The sequence below is a fragment of the Pseudoalteromonas sp. SR41-1 genome (assembly GCF_014164015.1).
GTDB classification, from domain to species: domain Bacteria; phylum Pseudomonadota; class Gammaproteobacteria; order Enterobacterales; family Alteromonadaceae; genus Pseudoalteromonas; species Pseudoalteromonas distincta.
Map to the genome: position 1 here is coordinate 282925 of NZ_JACJEK010000002.1, position 24786 is coordinate 307710.

The following is a 24786-nucleotide window of genomic DNA, read 5'->3' on the forward strand; positions in this document are numbered from 1 at the left end:
TCTACCAATGCTTTGTATTTGCGTAGGTTATATCCGCTTTTCCTTTTGCTTTAGCAATTGCTTTTTTAGTGTTTGGGTTTAGCAGTAAGCGAATTTGGCTGAAAGTTTCTTTAGCGAGTATTTTTCGTTGGTTTGGTTTATAGCTAAGTTGTGTAACACGTTTAATAGCAGCAAGCGTATCGGGTGAGCGCTCAAGTAATGTATTGATCATGTTTTGCGTGGCTTGTTGAGTATCATCGGTAAGCTGAGTAACTAAACCTAGCTCATTTGCTTGTTGTGCTGTGATTGGGTTTGCGTGGCTTGCAAGCCAAAGTGCTTGGTCACGCTTAACTAAACCGCTCATCATTACATTGGCGCCCATATCGGGGCACAACCCCCAACGTGCTTCCATAATGGCAAGTTTGGCATCAATATGAACAATCCTGTAATCGGCACCCAGTGCTATTTGTAAACCACCCCCTAAACAGTTGCCATCAATTTGTGCAATAACGGGCACACTCAGTGACTGCCAGCCTAATACTACTTTTTGCGCTAAGTTTTGATTGCCAGGTAACCATTTAAGCAATAATTTTATAATATTCAATGGTGCCGCCATTACGGCTGATATATCAAGCCCTGCACAAAAATGTTCGCCATCGCCTTTTATTACTACAGCACGAATACTGCGGTCTCTTTTTATGTTTTTAATGGCTTTGTTTAGTTCTACAAACATTTCAAAGCTTAATGCGTTTTGTTTTTTTGCTCTGCTAAGCGTGACGGTTGCAATGCCATTTTGTTTTTCTAGTTTTATCATTACACACTCCTCTGACCTGTTAGTTGAGCTTATGTTGTTATAAGAATTAAGTAAAGTGACGGTATTTTTTAAATAAATGGAATTTATTGCTAAAGCTGTAGTCTTAAAGGGTTAGATTTAGATGAGAAAAAGCTAAACAATTAGAACTTGAGATAATAAAATTTTTTACGTTGTTATTTTAAGCTTAAATTAAAAAAGTAATCTTGATATTCAATGGGTTAGTTAAATTGTTATTTATTGTTTGAGCTGCATGCTGAATAAAGCATGACTCAGTTACAAAAAAGTCAGTGTTTTACGCTTTTTTTTATCAAAATGATGATGAGATTTGATAATATAGCGCAACTTAAAAGCTTAAGGTTAAGCACATATGTCGGGTCCACGTTTATATACGGTAGAAGAAGCTACTCACCAAGCTTATGATATTTTTTTAGAGCTAGCGCCAAATAACTTGAGTGATAAAGATGTTGAAGACTTTAATGAGTTTAGAGAAGACCTAGGCTTTATTGAAGAAGACGAGCCAGACGATCAGTGGCAAGATTTTGTTGCCCTTGAGATAGAGCCAGAGCACTTTATTCAGGTGCTAGTTGGTTTAGAATTTGAAAATGATGATGTTTTGTTTGCTAAAATTTTGATTAGTCGTGATAAAGATGCTCCGTTTTGTCATATTTTATGGAAAGAGAGTGAATAAGCAATACCGCTTATTTTTATAATTGTGTGCAGAGAGAGTGTTGTGCGTAAGTATTTATTTTTAATTTTTTTAATAATTAGCTGCCCAAGTTGGGCTGTTGATCCATTTGAAGATTTTCATGAATATGGCAAGCTCTCTGATGAAGAAATTCATGAGTTACACAAAGGTGATATGCTTTACGGTGATACTGAATTTGGTTTTATTCTAAGTAAAGGTAACACCAATTCGACCAGTTTTAAGCTCAAAGGTAATTTATACCAAGATTTTGAAAAGTGGCGTAACCAATTTAAAATAGACTCTCTTTATAAGCGTGATGAAAACGATGAAAGCGGTGGCACTGATGTTACAGCTAATCGTATTTTTGTATCAGCGCAAGGTAACTATAAAGTAGGTGTTAAAAACTCCTCATTTTTTATTTACGGTGATTACGAAGAAGATGAATTTAGTGGACTTGATTTTAAAAGCACGGTGGCGACAGGCTATGGTGCGCGTGTATATCAAGGCTCTAAAAACAAAGTAGATATTGATATAGGACCTGGTTTATACCGTTCAGTCGCCGATGAAGATTCGGATGTGAGCGAAGATGAAATTGATAAAACCGGTTATTTAGTACGTGTTGCAATGCAGTGGGAACGCTTGGTTTCTAAGCGCACTCGTTTTAATCAAGATGTGAGTATAGAGCAGTCGCTTTCAGGTCTTAATTCTCGCTTAAAATCGGAAACCGCACTGATAAGCCAAGTGATTGGCGCGGTATCACTCAAATTTACCTACATGTATCGTTATAATTCAAAACCCGAAGATGATAAACTCAAGTTTGACTCAGAGCTGAGTGCTACATTGGTATACAGCTTTTAAGTATTTATTTAATTTAGAGAATATTATGTATCAGCATAAACAGTATGCGGTGTTTATCTTTTTTGTATTAGCGTGGATTGGCGGTTTTGTGGCGCTTGCGTGGAACTTGTTAGGCGCTGATGGACCTTTAATAATATTTACTGGGATTTTAGTGCTGGTGGGCTTTTTGTTCCATGGCCTAACAGTAAAAGTAGATGATAAAAATATTAGCTGGGCGTTTGGTCCAGGTGTTGCTGGGCAAAGTATTGAGCTTAGCGAAGTAGTAGAAGCAAAAGCAGTTCAAAACTCATACAGGCACGGTATTGGTATGCGAATTACTCACGATGGTTGGGTGTATACAGTATCTGGCTTTAGTGCAATACAGTTAACGCTCAAAGATGGCACCTTGTATAGAGTTGGTACAAACGATCAAAAAGGTTTACTAGCTGCTTTAAAAGAAAAAAACGTATCAATCGCGCTGCCTAGTAAGCCAAAAGCTGAAACGGTAAAGCGTAACAATATGATATAAAAAAGCGCCTTAGGCGCTTTTTTTATCTGTTTAGCAGTGCATTAGTGGTCGTGGCCACACCCACCTTCGCCATGTACGTGGCCGTGAGTTAATTCATCTTCTGTAGCATCACGTACTTCTAGTATTTCTACATCAAAGTTAAGTGTAATACCTGCAAGTGGGTTATTACCATCTACAATCACTTCTTCATCTTGGATATCGATGATCATTACTGATTGGTCACCATCATCTGTTGATGCACGAAATTGCATGCCAACTTCAATTTCCATACCTTCAAACATTGATTTAGGTACTGCTTGCATTAGGTTTTCGTGGCGCTCGCCGTAACCTTCTTCAGGTTCAACCTTTACGCTAAGCGTGTCGCCTGGTTGCTTGCCCAGCAAAGCATTTTCTAGGCCTGAAATTAAATAGCCTGTGCCAATGATAAAGTGTAGTGGCTCACCACCGAACGAGTTATCAATGCTATTGCCATCATTATCCATTACTGAATAATGCATTTTTACCACTTTGTTTGCCGCAACGATCATAGTCATTCCTATTTATTCATCTTCAAGAGAGTAGGGTAGAGGCAGAATACTTAGCTCCACCTGAGGTGTGTGTTTTGCACGAAGTACCTGAGTTACATCAGTATCGTTTGGCAACACAACGAGGCCTGTTAATTTATTTGTTTGCTCATCAAAGCTTTGTGCAATAAGTTTACCTGCACGGCGCCAATTTTCGCCTAATTGGGTTTCTAAATCAGGCTCTGAAAGAATCCCTTCGCTTTGCCCTGAAACGATATACATTGCACGTTTATTTTTACCAAGGTACTTCATACGGGCTACTGTTTCTTGACCGGTATAACACCCTTTTTTGAAACTTATACCGCCAATAGCATGTAGGTTTACCATTTGAGGAACGTACTCGCCAATTGCATCTGCACTTAGCTGAGGCTCACCGGCAAGCATCGCTGCTTGTTGCCAAGGGGCTTCGTTATCAAGTGTGGATACGTTATCAGGCATGCTAAATTGGTTATCAACCATTATTAAAACACGGTTATCAGCTAATTTTAGCGCTTTACCATTCGTAAAATCACACGCGCTTGCATCGCCTTCAAAGCTAATATCAAGTTGTGCCAGTACATCCGATAAATCATCACCAATTAAACCAATTAAACGCTTTGAGCATTCAGTAATATCAACTTTTGCAAATACAGCGTATTTTTTAAGTTCAGCTAATGATTTTTCAACTTCAGCTTGGCTACCCGCAAGGTAGTAGCTATCTTGGTAAGAAAATAATTTAAATACACCCCAAAGTTTACCTTTGGCGCTGCAATGGCCAGCCCACAAATAATTACTGCTGGTTAATTTATTTAGATCTTGAGTGATTTGTCCGTGCAAATAAGATAATTTATCAGCACCGCAGAGGCTAATAAGTTGATGAGATAACGGACATGCATAAACGCTCGACATAAAAACCTTCTTTGCAATATAAATGAAGTGACATAATAACGCAGTTGTTACGTATGGTACAGACAAGCGCTTATTGGTGCGGGTTTATTATTTAATGAGAGATTAATAGCTGCTAAATAGGCTTGTGTTTGTTAAACTCGAGTCAATTAAGTATGAGGTTTAAAATGGTTGAAATTCATAGTAAAGCACGTATTCGTTGGGCTTGTCGTCGTGGCATGTTAGAGCTAGATGTTTTGTTTATGCCGTTTGTAGAAGAAGCATACGACTCTTTGAGCGCAGAGCAACAGGCTATCTTTCAGCGTTTGCTAACAGAAGAAGACCCTGACTTATTTGCATGGTTTATGGGTCATGAAGAATGTAAAGACGAGCAGTTAAACGGTATGGTTTCGCTGATCTTAGACCGAGTTCGTGTATAGGTTTACGGTTACAAATAATAAAGCTGACCACAAACCAATTGTGGTCTTTTTTTGTATGCTCAGTTTTATATTATGTTTATTTTTAGATTCACTATTAGCCATGCTTTTTTGTTTAATACTAAATGCACTAGCTGGCTTGATAATGTGGCGCAAAGTATTAGCAATCCACCCAAATGAGGGAACTATAATATTAGAACCAAAGTTATTTAGATTTGAGGGCGAGAGCTTAAAAATTCAGGGTGAAATAAGTAACAAAAGCCGATTTTATGGTAATAATATATGGCTTCATATTAAAGGTTTTAGTAACAACCATTGGCTTATAATTTCAGCCAATGGCGTTAATGAGCAAAGTTATGCGCGTCTAAAACGTGCCACTGTCGGCGCAATTAATTGCGTTTTGGAGTCAAAATAGTCGGCGTTGGGTTTTCACTTTGTTCAGGGTAATCAATAGTGTAATGCAAGCCTCTGCTTTCTTTTCGCTCCATAGCACTTCTAATAATTAGCTCTGATACTTGCACTAAATTACGAAGCTCAAGTAAGTTGTTACTTACTCTAAAGTTTGCATAGTAATCGTGTATTTCTTGCTGTAGCAACTCAACTCTATGCAGAGCTCGTTCTAAGCGTTTAGTAGAGCGTACAATACCTACATAATCCCACATAAATAAACGTAGTTCATGCCAGTTATGGGTAATAACAATTTCTTCATCTGAGTTACTAACACGGCTCTCATCCCAATGAGGAAGCGCTATCGGCTCTGGTGCATGTTCAATTTTACTTAAAATATCTTTAGCTGCAGCGTGGGCAAATACAATGCACTCTAATAGTGAATTACTTGCCATACGGTTTGCACCATGTAAGCCTGTGTAAGCAACTTCACCTACAGCATATAAGTTATCGAGATCTGTTTTGCCGTTAAAGTCAGTCATTACACCACCACAGGTGTAATGCGCAGCAGGCACAACTGGGATTGCTTCTTTCGTTATATCGAGGCCTACACTTAAGCATTTTGCGTAAATAGTAGGAAAGTGCTCAATAATAAAGTCTTTATCTTTGTGGCTAATATCTAAATAAACACAATTGGCGCCTAAGCGCTTCATTTCAAAATCGATTGCGCGTGCCACTATATCGCGTGGAGCAAGCTCTTCACGGCTATCAAAGTCTTTCATAAACCGAGTTCCATCAGGGCGCTTTAAATAAGCCCCTTCACCGCGCATGGCTTCGGTAATTAAAAAGTTTTGTAGCTCTGGATGATAAAGACTTGTTGGATGAAATTGATTAAATTCCATGTTGGCAACTTTACAACCTGCACGCCAAGCCATTGCAATACCATCACCACTTGATACGTCTGGATTAGATGTATATAAATACACTTTACTTGCACCACCGGTTGCAAGAGCAACAAATTTAGCTGAAATGGTTTCTACCTTTTTAGCTTTTTTGTTCCACACATACATGCCTTCAATGTGTGAGCCTGTTTTTCCGGCGCTTTTATCTGTGATTAAATCAATGGCGTTGTATTGCTCTAAAAGCGTTATATTTTTATGAATTTTAACTTGGCTGATAAGTGTTGTTTGCACCGCTTTGCCTGTTGCATCGGCTGCATGCAATATACGACGATGGCTGTGACCACCTTCACGTGTTAAGTGAAAACGCTCTTTTCCTTTGCTATCAAACTCCATATCAAAGGGTACGCCTTGGTCGATTAACCACTGTAGGCAATCGTGAGCATTGCTGGCGGTATAATGAACAGCGTCTCTATCGCATAAACCGCCGCCTGCATCGAGAGTATCTTCAACATGAGATTCTATGCTGTCGTTTTGTTTATCAAATACAGCAGCTATACCGCCTTGGGCATACAAAGTAGAACCTTCGGTAAGCGCTCCTTTACTGATCACGGTAACGTTACAATAATTAGCTAGAGATAATGCAAGTGATAAGCCTGCTGCGCCGCTACCTATAATAGCGACATCTGCAATGTGATGTTTATTTTGGTTCATGTCAGAGGTACTTTGCGGTTACAATGCTCATATAGAGCAATATTTGTTTTTAATATCTGTAGTTGTATCATATTTGTCATACTACTACGTAGTGATTTTAAAGGCTTAGCGCCGTTATTATCATCTATTTTATAAAAAAATAATATTAAGCAGAACTTTTTATTCATAAAGAGGTCAGAGTATTTGTGAACAATGACGACAATATGAATAACAAGCAAAAATCAGACATAGGAGTACCGGCTCGAATGAGCGAGCAGGAATTAGATTTAGTGCTAGTAAAAAGGGTCCAGCAAGGAGATAAAAACGCCTTCAACCTATTAGTAAAGAAGTATCAAAACAAAATTGCAGGTTTGATCTCACGTTATGTATCTAACCAAGGCGATATTGCTGATGTAGCACAAGAAGCTTTTATTAAAGCTTACCGTGCACTTCCTAACTTTAGAGGTGACAGCGCCTTTTACACGTGGTTATACCGTATTGCCGTTAATTGTGCTAAAAATTACTTAGTAGCCCAGGGGCGTAAGCCGCCAGCAAATGATATAGACGCTGAAGATGCCGAGTTTTATGATTGTGCAGATTCAATGCGATCGAATGCATCTCCTGAAAACCTACTTTTAAGCGAAGAAGTACGCGCTGTTATTTTTAATACGATTGATAGTTTGCCTGAAGATCTTAAAACCGCAATCACCCTTAGAGAAATAGAAGGGATGAGCTATGAAGAAATAGCAGTGGTAATGGATTGCCCAGTCGGGACTGTGCGTTCGCGTATATTTCGTGCCCGTGAAGCAATAGATAACAAATTAAACCCATTAATAGGCGAGTCTTAGTATGACAAAAGCACACCTTAACAAGTTAGATAACGAAGCGTTATCGGCATTACTTGATGGCGAGCAACATCTAACTGATGCAAAAATTGCAGAGCAAGATGTAACTACGTTTGGCCGTTATGCGTTAATTGGTGATGCGATGCGTGCTCAAAAAAATAATAACGACATACATATTGATATTAGCGATCGCGTTGCATTAGCACTAGAAAGCGAGCCTGTTTATGCTGACTTTAGTCAGTCAAAAACACAGCCTCAAGCAATCACTGAAACAGTACAAGATAATAAAGTAGTCGCTTTTAATTGGCGCAAACCAGTTGCCCAATTAGCTATTGCAGCAAGTGTAGCGATGTTTGCTATTGTGGGCGTTAATACGCTTCCTCAAAGTAACAATGAGCAGCAAAGTGAAATTCCATTACTGCAAACCACACCGCTAGCAGGTATGGCCTCGCCAGTAAGTTATTCGTCTGAGCCTGCGCTTGAAAATGCTGAGCAAGGTTTACGTGAACTACAGCAACAGCGTATTGGTGCGTTAGTTCTTGAGCATCAACGCCAAGCACGAGTTGCGAATTCTTTAGAAACAGCGCAAACTAATACCAAAGCGTCTGAGGAAAAAAACTAATTAAATGAAAGTAATCACTTTTGTTCTGTCGTTGGTAGTAAGCTTCAATGCATTTGCCAACGACACAAATCCTGCCAAAGATTTATTACTCAAAATGGCTAATGCCGTTCACACCCGTAATTTTGACGCCTCGTTTGTGGTTGTCAAAGGTAAAACAATGGAACCCTACCGATGGGTGCATGCTTTACAAGGTGACACCGAACTTGAGCATTTAAGTTTACTTAACGGTGCTGGGCTTGAAATGGTCCGTATCGATAATCAAGTTACTTATTTTGAACCTCAGTCTGAACCATATTCTCTAAAAACAGATTCAATAGCAGGTCCAATCCCTGAAGTACTATTTAAAGATATAGATCGCTTAAGTGCGCACTATGATTTTGTACTAGGCGGCAAAGGGCGTATTGCAGGGCGCGCAGCGCAACTTGTTCGCATTGAATCTAAAGACGAGTATAAATATAATTATTGGATTTGGCTGGATATGGAATCGTCGTTGTTGCTAAAAGCCGCGTACGTTAACCATGAAGGTGAAGCCTTAGAGCAGTTACAGCTTACACATATTAGTGTGACAGAGCAGCCAGCCGGTATGCTAGTTGAAGTGCTCAATCGAAACTTTCCAACGCCTTTGCCAAACGATGCACTTATAAATGAAGATAGTACTGCCACTAATTGGAAAATTAGCTGGTTACCAGATGGCTTTGAGTTGCTAAAATCAGACAGACATAAGCTCGATTTAAATAACGAGTTAACTGATTATTACTTGTTCTCTGATGGTTTTGTTGAGGTTTCTGTATTTATTCAGCGCCCATTACCAGGTAAGCGTTTAAGTGGAGCACTCACTTCTGGTGCAACGACAGTATATGTGCATAATGGCGGTAATTTTGATGTTTCGGTTGTTGGTAATGTACCGAGTATGACCGCAAAAGCGATTGCAGAGTCAGTTACCCGCGCACTATAGACGATTCCGTAAGGATTGTTATGATTGAACAAACCCTCACTGTTGTGGCCCTCGATGGCCACATTGCTCATTTAGAAGCACAGCAAAAACAAGCTTGTGAAGGCTGCAATGGTCGTTGCGGCTCACAAGTGTTTAGTAAATTATTTGGCACTGCAAAAAAAACCTTTCCTTATAAATTTGAATCCTCTGTAGAAATAGGGCAAAAGGTCACTTTGTCACTAGATGATAGTCATGTTGTTAAGCATGCTTTTGCGGTTTACATGCTACCGCTCCTTTTGAGTCTTATTTTTGCATTTGTTGCGGCGCAATTGTTTATAGCTTCCGAAGGCTGGCAGATTTTAGCTGCTGCTCTAGGTGGCGTTACTGGCTTTTTTATAGCTAAAACTCGCGTGAAATCTCTAAAGCACGATATAAAAGTTATAAAAATTCACCCAATTAGTATCCCTTTAACTCAAATAGATGGTGATTGACGCCAATTAAATGTAAAATTGCCGTTTTATACCAAAGTAACTTGGAAATACAGGGAATCGTGGTTTTTTAAATTATTTTATCTGGCTGAATTATTTAAGTTAAGTAAATATAACTTATTGTTATTCAATACATAAAATGGTTGTAACCCATCTTAAAAAGCGTAAGTACAGTTTGTTATATACAAATCTAGCTTATGGCATCCTAAAGCAAGTATTTTCAAGTCACTTAGGTATTCATATTTAGTCCATTAAAATAGAAGTATAGAATCCAGTTTATGAAGCATATCCGTAATTTTTCGATCATCGCCCATATTGACCATGGTAAATCGACCCTTTCAGATCGTTTGATCCAAGTTTGTGGCGGTTTAACCGACCGTGAAATGCAAAAACAAGTTTTGGATTCAATGGATATTGAGCGCGAACGTGGTATTACCATTAAAGCGCAAAGTGTAACGTTGAATTACAAAGCGAACGACGGCGAAACCTACCAACTTAATTTCATTGATACTCCAGGACACGTTGATTTTACGTATGAAGTTTCACGATCTTTAGCTGCTTGTGAAGGCGCGTTGCTTGTTGTTGATGCAGGCCAAGGCGTTGAAGCACAAACACTAGCTAACTGTTACACCGCTATTGAAATGGAATTAGAAGTAATTCCAGTACTTAATAAAATCGATTTACCGCAAGCGGATCCTTTACGTGTTGCAGAAGAAATTGAAGAGATTATTGGTATTGATGCCCTTGATGCAGTGCAGTGTAGCGCTAAAACAGGTGTAGGTATTGCCGAAGTTCTTGAAATGATTGTTAAAGATGTACCGCCGCCAGTAGGCGACAAAGATGCACCTTTACAAGCACTTATTATCGATTCTTGGTTTGACCCATACCAAGGCGTTGTATCACTAGTGCGTATTAAGCACGGTGAATTACGCACTGGCGACAAAATAAAAATAATGTCGAACGAGCATATACATACTGCCGACCAAGTAGGTGTGTTCACTCCTAAGCAAACCAACACCGGTATTTTAAGAACAGGTGAAGTAGGGTTTGTTATTGCTGGTATTAAAGAGATACATGGTGCGCCAGTAGGTGACACTATTACTCATCAAAAAAATGCAGCTCCACTTCGCTTACCTGGCTTTCAAAAAATTAAGCCTCAGGTTTATGCGGGTATGTTCCCAATTGCATCAGATGAGTATGAATCGTTCCGTGATGCACTTAATAAATTAAGCTTAAACGATGCGTCGTTATTCTTTGAACCAGAGAATTCAACTGCACTTGGCTTTGGTTTCCGCTGTGGCTTTTTAGGTATGCTACACATGGAAATCATTCAAGAGCGTTTAGAGCGTGAATACGATATTGATTTAATTACAACAGCACCTACGGTAATCTATGAGATAGTTACTAAAGAAGGTACATTTCAGATTGATAATCCATCTGATTTGCCTGCAGTAAACGATATTATAGAGATTCGTGAGCCGATTGTTGAAGCTAATATTTTGGTACCACAAGAATACCTAGGTAACGTTATTACTTTGTGTATTGAAAAACGTGGTAGCCAAACAAAAATGACTTATCACGGAAAGCAAGTAGCTGTAACTTACGAGCTACCTATGGCTGAAGTGGTGATGGACTTCTTTGATAAATTAAAATCTACTAGCCGTGGTTTTGCGTCGCTTGATTATAACTTTAAACACTTTCAAACATCAGATATGGTGCGTGTTGATATTTTAATCAATGGTGAGCGCGTTGACGCACTTGCGATAATTGTTCACAGAGATGGTGCACAGTCTCGTGGTCGCCAGTTAGCTGATGCGTTAAAAGAGCTTATACCACGTCAAATGTTTGATATAGCGATTCAAGCTGCTATCGGACAACATGTTATTGCCCGTACCACGGTAAAACAATTACGTAAAAACGTAATTGCTAAGTGTTACGGTGGTGATGTGAGCCGTAAGAAAAAGCTACTTAAAAAGCAAAAAGATGGTAAAAAACGTATGAAGCAAGTAGGTAATGTTGAAGTGCCTCAAGAAGCGTTTTTAGCTATTTTAAAAGTTGGCAAATAAAAACAAAGGATTATAAATGGCTGGTTATTTTTCAGTTTTATTGGTGTTATTAACTTTAGGCTCAGGCTTAATATGGTTAATAGATCACTTAATGTATGCACCTAAAAGACAGGAGCGCTTAGCGATAGCGCAAACGTCTGCTGGAGCTCCGTTAGATGAAGAAACGGCGGCATTAATTGCACCAGAACCAGTACTAACAGAAACAGCAAAGTCGATTTTCCCGATGATTGCAGCAATTACTATTTTTAGATCATTTATCTTTGAACCGTTTCAAATTCCATCCGGTTCAATGATGCCTACATTATTAGTAGGTGATTTTATTTTAGTACAAAAGTATTCATATGGAATAAAAGACCCTGTTTGGCGTACTCAATTAGTTGATATTGGGCAGCCTGAGCGTGGTGATATTGTTGTTTTTAAATACCCTTTAGATGAAAATGTTGACTATATTAAACGTACAATTGGTTTACCTGGCGATAAAATTGTTTATCGCGATAAACGTTTATATATTCAGCCAAATTGTAAAGAAGGCGAAACCCAGCAGGGTGAGCTTTTATGTAATGAATTCAATAAAATTGATTTTAAACTAATTAATGATAACGAATTTAAACAAGGCCCAATGCCTCTAGCTCGTGTAAATGAAAATTTAACAACAGTTACGCATGATATATTAATCAACCCACAAGCGCCTGAGAGAAAAGGGCGTTACTACCAGCAACCGGGCACGCCTTCTGATGAATGGACTGTTCCTGCTGATCATTATTTTATGATGGGTGATAACCGCGACAACAGCCAAGATGGTCGCTTTTGGGGCTTTGTACCAAAAGAAAACTTGGTGGGTAAAGCTGTCTTTATATGGATGAGTTTTGAATTTGAGAATGGCCCTGATGATATTTTACCAGGATGGGTTCCAACTGGTGTTCGCTTTGAGCGCCTAGGTAATATTCAGTAACGATGAAAAAAAATGTAACAGAATTATATAAAAAAATTGGCTATGAATTTGCCGATCAAGGTTTACTTGAGCAAGCAATGACGCACCGCAGCCACAAAGGCCAGCATAATGAGCGACTAGAATTTTTAGGCGACTCTATTTTAAGCTTTGTGATTGCCAATGCACTTTATGCCAAATTTCCTAAAGCGCGTGAAGGCGATTTAAGCCGCATGCGCTCAACGCTTGTGCGTGGTCAAACACTTGCCGAGTTTGGTCTTGAATTTGGCCTAGGCGATTATTTACGCTTAGGGCCGGGCGAGCTTAAAAGTGGCGGATTCCGTCGCGAGTCAACGCTTGCTGATGCAGTAGAAGCTATTATTGGCGCTGCATTTTTAGATTCAGGTATTGATAGCTGTGGCGATCTTATATTGTCATGGTACGAATCACGATTAGATGCTATTTCACCAGGGCTTAACCAAAAAGATCCGAAGACCCTGCTGCAAGAGTATTTGCAAGCCCGTAAATTATCTTTACCGGGTTACACTGTGGTTGATACCAAAGGCCAAGCACACAATCAAACATTCACGGTCGAATGTATTGTTGATGGAATGGATAGCATAATTTCTGTAGGTAGCTCGCGCCGTAAAGCCGAACAAAAAGCTGCTGAAAAAGCATTGAAGATACTTAAAAATGAACCTTGATACCCTAATACAGCCTCATGAAGGTGATGTAGATACGTTTTGTGGAATGGTTGCTATTGTAGGGCGCCCGAACGTAGGTAAGTCGACTTTGCTTAATGAAATTATTGAGCAAAAAGTGAGTATTACCTCACGTAAACCACAAACCACGCGTCATCGTATTATGGGTATTCATACCGAAGGTAAACACCAAGCGGTATACATAGATACACCAGGTCTACACGTTGAAGAAAAACGTGCGATTAACCGTTTAATGAACCGTGCCGCGTCTAGTTCTATCGGCGATGTTGAGCTTATTATTTTTGTAGTTGAGGGCACTCATTGGAATGCCGATGACGACATGGTACTTAATAAAGTATCGCAAAGTGGTAAGCCGGTATTATTGGTTATTAATAAAATAGACCAAGTTAAAGACCGTGACCTTGTGTTGCCTCATATGAAGTGGTTAAGTGACAAGTTTGATTTTGTTGGAATTATGCCAGTATCGGCAACGCAAGGTAAAAATGTTGATTTAATCAAAGCAGAAGTAACTAAACGCTTACCTCCTTGCGAATTTTACTTTCCGGAAGATTATGTAACTGACCGTTCAATGCGCTTTATGGCAGCTGAAGTAATTCGTGAAAAACTAATGCGTTTTATGGGCGAAGAATTGCCGTATTCTGTAACTGTTGAAATTGAGCAGTTTAAATGGCAAGACAATGGTATTTGGCATATCAACGGGTTGATTCTTGTTGAGCGCGAAACACAAAAACGCATGGTTATTGGTAATAAAGGCGAAAAGCTAAAAACCATTGGCCGTGAAGCCCGTAAAGACATAGAAGAAATGCTTGATAACAAAGTATTCTTAGAGCTTTGGGTTAAAGTTAAGTCGGGTTGGGCTGACGATGAACGTGCACTAAGAAGCTTAGGTTACAGTGAAGACTAAGCCAAGCAGTAGCTTAGTGAATGGATAGCGACTTCTACACCGCGTATTTATTACATCGGCGTCCTTATAGTGACTCCCAAGTAATGTTAGATATGCTTGTAGAAGGCGTTGGTCAGTTAAGAATGCTGGCCCGAATTAGTGGTCGCCAGGCCACTAAACATAAAGCACAACTTCAGCCGTTTCAGGCACTGCTTGTTAATTACAGTGGCAAGTACGATTTAAAATATATCAATAAGTTTGAACTGCATGGGAACTCGCACTTTTTAAAAGGTGATGAGCTTTATTGTGGTTTTTATTTAAATGAGCTTACTAATCGTATCGTTCCTGTTAACGAGCCAATTGAACAAGTATTTGAGCTATATAAAACTCATCTATCAAACCTAAACAGCGGGGCCAATTTACAAGAAGTGCTTCGCTCATACGAGTTTCAACTATTGGAATTACTCGGTTATGGCGTGGATTTTAGTTTTGACGCCAGTGGTGAACCAATAGATGAAAAGCAGACGTATAGTTATTTCCCCGAACTTGGTTTTTTAGTACAAGAAGATACGCGTTCTGGATTTAGTGGCAAACAACTCAACGCCATAGCAAATCATGACTTTAGCCAAAATGATGTGCTATATATGGCAAAGCAATTAAGTCGCTATTTATTAAAACCCTTATTAGGTAGTAAACCATTAAAAAGCCGCGAGCTATTTATGGCCTCTCAACAAACGTAATTTTACAGGTAAGAAAATGAAAGATATTCTTTTGGGTGTAAACGTAGATCATATTGCAACACTTCGCCAAGCGCGTGGAACAAGCTATCCTGATCCAGCTCATGCAGCCAGTGTAGCAGAGCATGCAGGCGCAGACGGTATTACGATTCACTTACGTGAAGACAGACGCCATATTCAAGATCGCGACGTTTATGTAATGGCTAAAACCATTCAAACTCGTATGAATCTTGAAACCGCTGTTACCGATGAAATGATAAAAATAGCGCTTGAAGTAAAACCTGAGTACGTGTGTTTAGTACCTGAAAAGCGCGAAGAATTAACAACCGAAGGTGGCTTAGACGTAGCCGGTAATATAGATAAAATTAAAGCAGCAACAAAAACGCTTACCGAAGCGGGTATTAAAGTATCGCTATTTATTGATGCAGATAAAGCACAGTTAGATGCAGCCAAAGAATGTGGTGCTCCTTATGTAGAAATACACACAGGCGCGTACGCCGATGCAACAAATGATACTGATTTACACAAAGAGTTAGAGCACATTCGTGAAGGTGTCAAATACGCAGCAAGCTTAGGTTTGATTGTTAACGCTGGCCATGGTCTTCATTATCATAACGTGAAACCAATCGCTGCAATGCCTGAGATTTATGAGCTAAATATTGGTCACGCTATTATTGCTCGTGCAGCTATAGATGGGCTTGATAAAGCCGTACGTGACATGAAACGATTAATGATTGAAGCAAGAATGTAAGATAAGCAAACATAAGCATTTAAAGAGCTTAATTAAAAAACGCGGTAAATACCGCGTTTTTTGTATCTAAAATTCAAAGCTTATCTTTGTAGTTCGGTCACACTTGCATCTGCAAGTAGGTTTTCAAGCTCATCTTGTAACTCAAATAATTCAGGTTCAATATTCTCTAACAAGCATTTATTTTTAAGCGATGTTTCGATTGTTTCTGCGAGTGATTTAAGTTTAGGTACACCAGTGTAACAACATGCACCATGAAACTTATGGACAATACTTAACACTTGCTGGCAATCGTTACTCTCTATTGCTTTAGCAAGTAATGTAAGGGTCTCAGGGACACTTAAAAGTAGCATGTTAAGCATCTCTAGCGCTAACTCGCTCTTTCCGCCAGCACGCTGCAGGGCTTGTGCCCAATCAATTCTACTACTTTGAAATGGTGCAGGACTTTGTGGTGTATCTGTCTTAGCTTTGTCACGATTAACAGGAGTCTGTGGACTATGGTCGCTAATAATTTGTTTAAGCATATCTTCATCAATAGGCTTAGTTAAATAGCCTTTAAAGCCATCTTTTAGTAGTTGCTCTTTTTCGCTTTGAAGGGCGTGTGCCGTTACAGCGATAATGGGTGTGTCTTCATTAAGTGATGATTCTTGTATAAGCTTACATGCGGTTATACCGTCCATAATTGGCATTTGTATATCCATAAAAATTATGTCGTATTTATGACTTTTACTTAAACTGTATGCCTGTGAACCATTATGAGCCGTTTCTATTACTTCAATCTGTTCACTTAACAAAGTATGGAGAAGTTTTAAATTAGCATCGTTATCATCAACAACCAATACTTTTAACGGCAGTAGAGCTTGATCGTTTTGTTCAATATTATGAGTCGGGTGGTCAAGTCTGTAAGGTGCTGCAAGTACTTCACATAACTTACGGTGATTAAGTGGCTTACTTAAACATGCATCAGCTCCGCTGCCTATAAAGGCTTCTCGCATATTGTGCGATACAGTATTAAGCATTAAATATAAGTAATCAGTAGATTCACGCACGGCTTTTACATAGCTTTTTAGTTGCTGCATATCATCAACTGATGCCATATGGCCAATTAAGCAAACGTCATATTTATGTTCAGTATTTTTTATAGCGTCTAAAAAGCTAGTTTCGTTAAAGCATGCCGTAACGTTTGATTCCCACTGGGTTAATAACGAAAGTACGGCATGGTGCGTATGCTCATGTGGCTCTAAATATAAGATACGCTTTCCAATGAGCGATTTAGTCGGTAAGTCATTTGTAAATACGTGATTTGGCAAACTAAACACACTATTGAATGTAAAGCAGGTACCGTTACCAGGCGCAGAATTTAACGTTATACGACCACTCATTGCTTCAACAATATGCTTGGTAATAATAAGACCAAGGCCTGTACCACCAAACTTACGTGTAATGCTTGAGTCTGCTTGCCCAAATGGAGTGAATAAAGAGTCTTGCTTATCCATAGGTATACCCACGCCAGTATCTGTTACTGACACAAGTAAAGAAGTGCGTTCGTCGTCGAGTAACCGATGGCTTATGTCGACCTTAATAGAGCCTTTTTCGGTAAATTTAATCGCATTACTTAACAGGTTTATTAAGACTTGTTTAAAGCGAGTGGGATCGCCTGTTAAGTCATCCGGTACTTGTTGGTTAATGTAAATGGATAGCTCTAATTGCTTATCGTGTGCGCTAGGAGCGAGTAGTGTCATTACTTCATTTACAGCATCACGAAGTTGAAACTGAATCGACTCAAGCTCCATTGCCCCCGCTTCTAGTTTGGAGAAGTCTAAAATGTCGCTAATAATAGTCATTAAACTATTTGCTGAGAGCATAATAGTGTCAAGGTAATCTTTTTGATGTTTATTCAGCGGTGTTTTATAAAGCTGGCGTGTAAATCCAATAACACCGTTTAACGGAGTACGAAGCTCGTGACTCATTTTAGCTAAAAAGTCTGATTTTACACGGTTAGCATCTTGCGCTTCTTTTTTTGCAAACGAGAGCTCTATATTTGACGTTTCGTATTGCTCTAGTGTTTCGCGGTAGTCGCTTGTTGCTTGATCAATATTTTTTTGCATTTCATCTTTTTGCATCACCATAGTGTGAGCAATGGTGTTTAAGCCTTCTCGAAGTAACTCAAACTCACCAATCATGTTGTCGTTAAGGCCAGTACTTCTTTTACCTTCAACTAACTTGTCGGTTGCAAGTACTAACTTATTAAGCGGCGTCATAAACATGCGGCTTAACTTTAAAGCTAAAATAGCTGCAAACACCAATGATAAAATAATTACAATACCGCTAATTAATAAAGCTCGTTGTTGCCCTATAACAGCTTGGTCTTTATTTAGCTGTATAATAACGGTGCCCAGAGATGACTGAAAAGCCGACGGGTCCCATTTAGAATCGTGACTTGTATGGTTAATAATGGGTGTGAAAAATGTAACAAGCTCATCTGACTTTTGCACATGGGTGGTTTTTAAATTTATGAGCGTTTTTTGACTAATTAACTTTTCAAATGAGCGGTGATAATTACTGGTCATTAATAGCGCATTATTTTTATCAAAAATTGCAATCGACTTAATTGTAGGGGAGTGCTTGTTATGTGTGTAGCTTATAAGGCGATTCAATAGCTGTTTGTTTTTTTCGAGCATGGGTTGCTCAAGCGCAATAGCAAGGGGCTCAGAAATAGTAGTGCCTTGCTGATATAAAATTTCATCAAGCTCAATGTAACGATTTATTGTAAAATAGCCACCAAGTAGTAATCCTATGATCACCGTTGGGATCAGGGTCAGTGTTAAAACAGAATCGCGTAAGCCTAATTTGGTCATAATGAGAGCGTTTTATCGTTATTAGTATGACTTGAGTATATACGGTTCAACACGCATTCTAAAGCATCTAAATATAGGTGCTTCATAAATAAAGTTAAGGTAATGCCTAATGGCGCAAATTTTTAAAGCGAAAAAAAAACCGTTAAAGCAACAAACACTAGAATTGACTATAACGGGAATGGATCATCAAGGGCGTGGCATTGCTAAACATAACAATAAAGTATGTTTTGTAAGCGGTGCATTACCAAACGAAACAGTCAAAGCAACACTCGTCGAAGATAAAGCTAAATACAGTAGTGCAAAAGTAACTAAAGTTATTCAAGCGAGTGAATCAAGAGTAGATGCTTTTTGTGAGCACTATAATCAGTGTGGTGGTTGCCAATTACAGCATTTAGAAGTAAGCCAACAAGTTGTAGAAAAACAAACTGCAGTTACTCAGTTATTTAGTAAGTTTGCTAAATTAAACAGCTTAAACTGGCAAGCCCCATTATTAAGTAAACCTGTGCATTACAGACGCAGCGCTCGTATAGCTGTTATGTTTGATAAAGCAGCTAAAAAAATGCGCGTGGGTTACAGAGCAAGTGGCTCAAAAAATATTGTGAGTATTAATAAATGTGCAGTACTTGATGAAGTATTTACAGATGTTTTTACACTTTTTGATGATTTAATTAATCAACACAAAGCACTGCACAGTATAAGCCATTTACAGTTATGCCAAAGTGATAAACAAAACTTTGTTGTTATTCGTCACACTAAAGCAATTAATGATGATACAAAGGCTTTGGTTGAGCACATAACAAAAAGCCAGCAGTTTAAAATTGTATGGCAAAGCGAGAGCGATGCAATAGAACATTCACACTTAGCCATGCCATTTTATTATCTTAAAGAATTTGATCTAAAATTTGAATTTGGTTTAGGTAATTTTATTCAGGTAAATGCGCAAGTTAACGAAGCTATGTTAAAGCAAGCTGCAAATTGGCTTGATTTAAAAGGTGATGAAAATTTATTGGATTTATTTTGTGGGATTGGTAATTTCTCATTAGTGTTAGCAAAACAAGCAAAATCTGTAATTGGTGTAGAAGGTGTGACTTCAGCGGTTGCAATGGCTGCTCAAAATGCGCAAACTAACTCTATTACCAATGCGCAGTTTCATTGCTTTGATTTAACCCAAAGCATACAGAGCGCCCCATGGTTTAGCAAAAACTTAGATGTGCTTGTACTCGATCCTTCGAGGACTGGTGCTATGGCTGTATTAGAGGAATTACCTTTAAAGCAGTTTAAAACTATTTTATATGTCTCTTGTGACCCTGTTACTTTAGCCCGTGACAGCGCAATTATTTCACAAGCTGGCTTTGATCTTAATAAAATTGGGCTAATGAATATGTTTCCTCATACAGGGCATATTGAAACTATGGCGTTATTTCAACGGAGGTAGAACGCATTATGGTAGCTACACGACAATCACATCAACAAGATGAGACAACAGATTTTAGCACTCGGCTTTCATTTCTTGCCTTGTCTGAAGAAAAAACAGAGCTACTTACTAAAGCCCAAGCGCTCTGCGTAAAATGTGATAGTGAAAGCAGGCAAACTACTGCAATCGAAATGGTTGAAATTTTAGCTGAGCTAAATCTCGACCCCGAATCGTTAGCTACTGCGTATTTAACCCCGTATTTTTTAAACGACTTAATATCGCTTGAAACCATCGAAGAGCAGCTTGGGAATAACATTGCCATGCTGCTAACTGGGGTTGCACAAATGGCCACTATTAGTACTTTATCGCATCAAGGTAAAGGCACTATGCAAGTTGATAATATTCGAAAAATGTTATTAACCATGGTTGAAGATGTGCGCGCCGTGGTCATTAAGCTTGCCGAGCAGGTATGTCATTTACGCAATGTAAAAAATGCGGATGAAGAAGACCGCGTCATTGCCGCTAAAGAAACGGCTGATATTTTTGCACCATTGGCAAACAGATTAGGAATAGGGCAATTAAAATGGGAACTGGAAGATTTATCGTTTAGATATTTGCACCCAGGCACCTATAAAAGCATAGCCAAACAACTTGACGACAAACGCCTTACACGCGAAGCCTACATGGAAGATATGGTTGAGCAAGTAAAAAACCGTTTAAGTGAAGCGGGCATAGAAGCCCAAGTTTATGGTCGTCCTAAGCACATTTACAGCATTTATAAAAAAATGCAGCAAAAAAACTACGAGTTTGATCAGCTTTTTGATATTCGGGCAATGCGTATCGTCGTTGAACGCCTGCAAGACTGCTACGGTGCGCTGGGCATTGTGCACACCAATTGGCGTCATCTTAATAAAGAGTTTGACGACTATGTAGCAACCCCAAAGCAAAACGGCTATCAGTCAATTCATACCGTGGTATTTGGACCTGAAGGTAAAACGGTAGAGATACAAATTCGTACCAGCGACATGCATCAAGATGCTGAGTTAGGAGTGGCTGCACACTGGATGTACAAAGAAGGTGCATTACCAGGGCGCGGCTCGGGTTATGAGCAAAAAATCAGCTGGTTGCGTAAGCTACTCCAATGGCAAGAAGAAGTGGTTGATGGTGGCGATTTAGCAGAAGAGCTTAAAAACCAAGTAGTAGAAGATCGCGTATACATATTTACCCCAAGCGGCGATATTATCGATTTACCACTTGGCGCTACACCGCTTGATTTTGCTTACTACATTCACTCAAATGTGGGGCATCGTTGTATTGGTGCAAAAATATTCGGCAAAATAGTGCCGTTTACGCATCAACTTACAACAGGGGATCAGGTAGAAATACTCACCCAAAAACAACCAAATCCAAGTCGTGATTGGTTAAACCCGTCATTAGGATACATTAAGTCATCCCGTGCTAGAGCTAAAATCCACCACTGGTTTAAACAGCTCGACCGCGACAAAAACTTAAGTGCGGGGAAAGAAATTCTCGACAGTGAATTACAAAAGCTCAATTTAACATATAAAGATTTAGAGCCAGCCATTAAGCGTTTTAACTTTAAAGAGCTGGATGACTTAATGGTTGCGATTGGTGCGGGCGATGTTCGCCTCAATCAAATGCTTAACTTTGTAAGTGATCGGACAGAAGATGAGCCGGTTATTCGCATTAAAGCACCAAGTAAAGTAACTGGTGATAAAAACGGCATTGTGGTTGATGGTGTTGGCAGCTTAATGAGCCATGTAGCCAAGTGCTGTCGCCCAGTACCTGGCGATGAAATAATAGGTTATATAACCCAAGGTCGAGGAATAGGTGTTCATAAGGAAGACTGTGATTCGTTTAATAACTTAAAAAACCAGCATCCTGAGCGTGTTATTTCGGTAAGTTGGTCAGATGATATTAACGGCTCGTACGCACTAAGTATTAAAATAGAAGCCACCGATCGTTCAGGGTTGATACGCGATATAAGCTCAGTACTTGCTAATGAAAAAGTAAATGTTTTAAACATGAACGTAAATACGGTTGAAGATAATCAGTTAGCTATATTTACAATGCAAATAGAAGTACATGACTTATCGGGTACTAACCGTGTTCTTTCTAAATTACACCAAATTGAAGGTGTACATGATGCCAAGCGTGGTCATTAATCATGAATGATAATACAGCGCTTACACAACTTCTTAGCATAATGAAAACACTGCGAGATCCCAAGGGCGGTTGTCCGTGGGATCTCAAGCAAAATTTTAAATCTATTGTGCCGCATACGCTAGAAGAAGCGTACGAAGTTGCCGACTGTATTGAATCAGGCAACTTAGATGAGCTTAAAGGTGAATTGGGTGATTTGCTATTTCAAATAGTTTTTTATGCGCAACTTGCACAAGAGCAAAATCTATTTGATTTTAATGATCTAGTAGAGCAATTAAACGATAAGCTTACCCGTCGTCACCCGCATGTGTTTGGTGAAAAAAAAGAGCTAACAGACGATCAATTATCGCAGCAGTGGCAAGCAATCAAAGCACAGGAGCGAAGTGCTAGAGCGCAAACCGAACCCCCTTCTTTTTGGCAAGATATTCCTGGCAGTATGCCAAGCTTAAGTAAAGCCAAAAAAATTCAACAACGCGTGGCTTCCCTTGGCTTTGATTGGCCAACGTATCATGGTGCACTAGATAAAGTGAGTGAAGAAGTGCTTGAAGTAAAAGAAGCGATTGAGCAAGACCCGCTATCTGATCATACAGCGGAAGAGCTCGGCGACTTACTTTTTGCCACTGTTAATGTTATACGCCATGTTAAACGAGATCCCGAACAACTGCTTCGTAGCGCTAATGATAAGTTTTCAGCGCGTTTTGAAAAGGTAAACGCTTATTTGCATGCGCAAGGTAAAAGCTTAGATACAGCAACCTTTGAAGAGATGGATAGTGCGTGGGATGCGATTAAAAAAGTAAAATAGGCTTAATGTTAAATAGTGCACATTTTTTGTGCGCGTATTAGCTAATTTTAGCTGGATTGATAAGCAGTGTTTTGGTACAATTTCGCCCCGTCTTGATGATATACCCTTAGGCTCTTCTTTGGGTGTTATATTCCTTTTAATTCCTGATATTCTAGGGTTCGCATGAGTACAAAATTTATCTTCGTTACTGGCGGAGTTGTTTCTTCGTTGGGTAAAGGTATTGCCGCAGCTTCACTGGCCGCTATTTTAGAAGCCCGTGGTTTAAATGTTACCATTTTAAAGCTGGATCCTTACATCAACGTTGACCCAGGCACAATGAGCCCAATTCAACACGGTGAAGTTTACGTTACAGAAGACGGCGCAGAAACTGACCTTGATTTAGGTCACTACGAGCGTTTTATCCGTACCAAAATGACTAGTCGTAATAACTTCACACAAGGCCGTGTATATGAAGACGTATTACGTCGTGAGCGCCGTGGTGAATACCTAGGTGCTACTATTCAGGTTATTCCACATATCACTAACGATATTAAGCAGCGTGTATACGACGGTGCTGAAGGTTATGATATTGCTATTGTAGAAATTGGCGGCACTGTAGGTGATATTGAATCACAACCGTTTATTGAAGCAATTCGTCAGATGGGAACTGAAATTGGCCGCGAACGCGCGCTATTTATTCACTTAACGCTAGTGCCATTTTTAGGCCCTGCCGGTGAAGTTAAAACGAAACCAACTCAGCACTCTGTTAAAGAGTTACGCTCAGTAGGTATTCAACCAGATATTCTTATTTGTCGTTCAGACCGTAAACTACCTAATAATGAGCGTGCAAAAATCTCATTATTCACAAACGTAGAAGAAAAAGCGGTTATTTCACTACCCGATGTAGACAGCATTTATAAAATTCCTGCGTTATTAAAAACACAAGAATTAGATAACTTTGTATGTCGTCGTTTTCACTTAGATCCACCAGAAGCTGATTTAGCTGAGTGGGAACAAGTACTTTATCAAGAGTCTAACCCAACGGGTGAAGTGACCATTGGTATGGTTGGTAAATATATTGAATTACCAGATGCGTACAAATCGGTTAACGAAGCATTAAAGCATGCGGGTCTTAAAAACCGCCTAACAATCAACATTGAATACGTAGATTCACAAGACTTAGAAAGCAAAGGTGTTGAATTACTTTCACACTTAGATGCTATTTTAGTACCGGGTGGATTTGGCGGACGTGGTGTTGAAGGTAAAATTTTAGCAGCTAAATATGCACGTGAAAATAAAGTACCATACTTAGGTATTTGTTTAGGGATGCAAGTAGCATTAATTGAATATGCACGTAATGTTGCAGGTTTAACAGATGCAAACTCTACAGAATTTAATGCAAATTCAGAAGCACCGGTAGTTGGCTTAATTACTGAATGGCTAGATGCTGAAGGTAATGTTGAAACACGTAGCGAAAAATCTGATTTAGGTGGCACTATGCGTTTAGGCGCACAAAAGTGTCATTTAACGCCTGGTTCTAAAGTACATGGAGTATATGGCAGCGACGAAATTGTTGAACGTCATCGTCATCGCTACGAAGTAAATAATAACTTCGTAGAAATACTTGAAAAAGCAGGCTTAAGCTTTACTGGTTTATCAGAAGATAAAAAACTGGTAGAAATTATCGAAAATAAAGATCACCCATGGTTTATTGCCGCGCAGTTCCATCCGGAATTCACGTCAACGCCACGTGATGGTCATCCGTTATTTGAAGGGTTTGTAGCAGCTGCGCACATCCACCAAAAAGCGAATTCGTAATTTTAAAAGCCGTGCATATTGCACGGCTTTTTTGTTTTAAGGGCTGACTAAGCTATATAAAACGTAGTAAA

At 39.2% G+C, this 24786-nt stretch carries 24 protein-coding genes; 19 read left to right on the forward strand and 5 right to left on the reverse strand.

The genetic code is table 11. The annotated features are described in order from the left end of the window. Window position 1: 1 nt before the first annotated feature. A complete protein-coding gene (locus H5118_RS02780) occupies window positions 2-793 on the reverse strand; it encodes a crotonase/enoyl-CoA hydratase family protein (protein WP_182747722.1) in 792 nt (263 codons plus the stop codon). A gap of 367 nt (window positions 794-1160) precedes the next feature. Here H5118_RS02780 and H5118_RS02785 point away from each other — a divergent pair, with 367 nt between their 5' ends. Genes H5118_RS02785 through H5118_RS02795 form a run of 3 tightly spaced genes read left to right on the forward strand, consistent with a single transcriptional unit; the run spans window position 1161 to window position 2844 of the window. Beyond that, complete coding sequence (locus tag H5118_RS02785; RefSeq protein ID WP_002958729.1) at window positions 1161-1481, forward strand: HI1450 family dsDNA-mimic protein; 321 nt, start codon at window positions 1161-1163, stop codon at window positions 1479-1481. A 42-nt stretch (window positions 1482-1523) separates the two neighbouring features. Next, entirely contained in the window at window positions 1524-2336 is an 813-nt protein-coding gene (locus H5118_RS02790) for a DUF481 domain-containing protein (protein ID WP_024597159.1), read from the forward strand. A gap of 25 nt (window positions 2337-2361) precedes the next feature. Beyond that, entirely contained in the window at window positions 2362-2844 is a 483-nt protein-coding gene (locus tag H5118_RS02795) for a hypothetical protein (RefSeq protein ID WP_165723566.1), read from the forward strand. A 41-nt stretch (window positions 2845-2885) separates the two neighbouring features. On the opposite strand, the gene H5118_RS02800 is transcribed toward H5118_RS02795, so the two are convergent. Beyond that, the gene (locus H5118_RS02800) at window positions 2886-3371 is read right to left on the reverse strand and encodes a peptidylprolyl isomerase (RefSeq protein WP_002958726.1); all 486 of its coding nucleotides are present in this window, start codon (window positions 3369-3371) and stop codon (window positions 2886-2888) included. 12 nt (window positions 3372-3383) lie between these two features. Then, window positions 3384-4295 (reverse strand): folate-binding protein YgfZ, encoded by a 912-nt coding sequence (locus tag H5118_RS02805; RefSeq protein WP_002958725.1) that lies wholly within the window; start codon window positions 4293-4295, stop codon window positions 3384-3386. A 164-nt stretch (window positions 4296-4459) separates the two neighbouring features. Here H5118_RS02805 and H5118_RS02810 point away from each other — a divergent pair, with 164 nt between their 5' ends. Both H5118_RS02810 and H5118_RS20535 read left to right on the forward strand, forming a co-directional pair. After that, window positions 4460-4711: a succinate dehydrogenase assembly factor 2 gene (locus tag H5118_RS02810; protein WP_002958724.1), complete on the forward strand. Its 252-nt coding sequence runs from the start codon at window positions 4460-4462 to the stop codon at window positions 4709-4711. A 55-nt stretch (window positions 4712-4766) separates the two neighbouring features. Continuing rightward, complete coding sequence (locus H5118_RS20535) at window positions 4767-5123, forward strand: hypothetical protein (RefSeq protein ID WP_259397881.1); 357 nt, start codon at window positions 4767-4769, stop codon at window positions 5121-5123. Here H5118_RS20535 and nadB read toward each other — a convergent pair. Continuing rightward, the gene (gene nadB, locus H5118_RS02815) at window positions 5098-6708 is read right to left on the reverse strand and encodes an L-aspartate oxidase (RefSeq protein ID WP_154903488.1); all 1611 of its coding nucleotides are present in this window, start codon (window positions 6706-6708) and stop codon (window positions 5098-5100) included. The genes H5118_RS20535 and nadB overlap by 26 nt on opposite strands. Before the next feature lie 245 nt (window positions 6709-6953). Between nadB and rpoE the strand changes: the two genes are divergently transcribed. The 10 genes from rpoE to pdxJ all read left to right on the forward strand — a co-directional run bounded on the left by rpoE (window position 6954) and on the right by pdxJ (window position 15663). Continuing rightward, window positions 6954-7535: an RNA polymerase sigma factor RpoE gene (gene rpoE, locus H5118_RS02820; protein WP_002958721.1), complete on the forward strand. Its 582-nt coding sequence runs from the start codon at window positions 6954-6956 to the stop codon at window positions 7533-7535. A 1-nt stretch (window position 7536) separates the two neighbouring features. Beyond that, complete coding sequence (locus H5118_RS02825) at window positions 7537-8154, forward strand: sigma-E factor negative regulatory protein (protein WP_002958720.1); 618 nt, start codon at window positions 7537-7539, stop codon at window positions 8152-8154. A 4-nt stretch (window positions 8155-8158) separates the two neighbouring features. Beyond that, complete coding sequence (locus H5118_RS02830; protein ID WP_002958719.1) at window positions 8159-9109, forward strand: MucB/RseB C-terminal domain-containing protein; 951 nt, start codon at window positions 8159-8161, stop codon at window positions 9107-9109. A gap of 20 nt (window positions 9110-9129) precedes the next feature. Then, window positions 9130-9579, forward strand: coding sequence for a SoxR reducing system RseC family protein (locus H5118_RS02835; RefSeq protein WP_182737444.1), 450 nt, complete (start codon window positions 9130-9132; stop codon window positions 9577-9579). Window positions 9580-9854: 275 nt separating this feature from the next. Next, window positions 9855-11642, forward strand: coding sequence for a translation elongation factor 4 (gene lepA, locus H5118_RS02840; RefSeq protein WP_182747724.1), 1788 nt, complete (start codon window positions 9855-9857; stop codon window positions 11640-11642). Between the two features lie 16 nt (window positions 11643-11658). Continuing rightward, window positions 11659-12594 carry a signal peptidase I gene (gene lepB, locus H5118_RS02845; protein WP_002958716.1) on the forward strand — a complete coding sequence of 312 codons (936 nt, stop codon included), beginning with the start codon at window positions 11659-11661 and terminating at the stop codon, window positions 12592-12594. 2 nt (window positions 12595-12596) lie between these two features. After that, window positions 12597-13274, forward strand: coding sequence for a ribonuclease III (gene rnc, locus H5118_RS02850; protein WP_002958715.1), 678 nt, complete (start codon window positions 12597-12599; stop codon window positions 13272-13274). Further along, entirely contained in the window at window positions 13264-14196 is a 933-nt protein-coding gene (gene era / locus H5118_RS02855) for a GTPase Era (RefSeq protein ID WP_002958714.1), read from the forward strand. The genes rnc and era overlap by 11 nt, the downstream gene beginning before the upstream one ends. Window positions 14197-14216: 20 nt before the next feature. Next, window positions 14217-14915, forward strand: a complete 699-nt coding sequence (recO, locus tag H5118_RS02860) for a DNA repair protein RecO (RefSeq protein WP_182747726.1) — start codon at window positions 14217-14219, stop codon at window positions 14913-14915. A gap of 16 nt (window positions 14916-14931) precedes the next feature. Further along, on the forward strand, window positions 14932-15663 hold the full coding sequence (gene pdxJ / locus H5118_RS02865) for a pyridoxine 5'-phosphate synthase (protein WP_002958712.1): 732 nt from the start codon (window positions 14932-14934) through the stop codon (window positions 15661-15663). 80 nt (window positions 15664-15743) lie between these two features. Here pdxJ and barA read toward each other — a convergent pair whose 3' ends face one another. After that, window positions 15744-18518, reverse strand: a complete 2775-nt coding sequence (gene barA, locus H5118_RS02870; protein ID WP_024594975.1) for a two-component sensor histidine kinase BarA — start codon at window positions 18516-18518, stop codon at window positions 15744-15746. A 109-nt stretch (window positions 18519-18627) separates the two neighbouring features. On the opposite strand from barA, the gene rlmD reads away from it, so the two are divergent. The 4 genes from rlmD (at window position 18628) to H5118_RS02890 (ending at window position 24715) form a co-directional block, all read left to right on the forward strand. Beyond that, window positions 18628-19953 (forward strand): 23S rRNA (uracil(1939)-C(5))-methyltransferase RlmD, encoded by a 1326-nt coding sequence (gene rlmD, locus H5118_RS02875; RefSeq protein WP_182747728.1) that lies wholly within the window; start codon window positions 18628-18630, stop codon window positions 19951-19953. A gap of 8 nt (window positions 19954-19961) precedes the next feature. Then, window positions 19962-22118 (forward strand): GTP diphosphokinase, encoded by a 2157-nt coding sequence (relA, locus tag H5118_RS02880; RefSeq protein ID WP_024594977.1) that lies wholly within the window; start codon window positions 19962-19964, stop codon window positions 22116-22118. Between the two features lie 2 nt (window positions 22119-22120). Further along, window positions 22121-22918, forward strand: coding sequence for a nucleoside triphosphate pyrophosphohydrolase (gene mazG / locus H5118_RS02885; protein ID WP_182737162.1), 798 nt, complete (start codon window positions 22121-22123; stop codon window positions 22916-22918). Window positions 22919-23080: 162 nt separating this feature from the next. Beyond that, the gene (locus H5118_RS02890) at window positions 23081-24715 is read left to right on the forward strand and encodes a CTP synthase (protein ID WP_033020682.1); all 1635 of its coding nucleotides are present in this window, start codon (window positions 23081-23083) and stop codon (window positions 24713-24715) included. The last annotated feature ends 71 nt before the right edge of the window (window positions 24716-24786 follow it).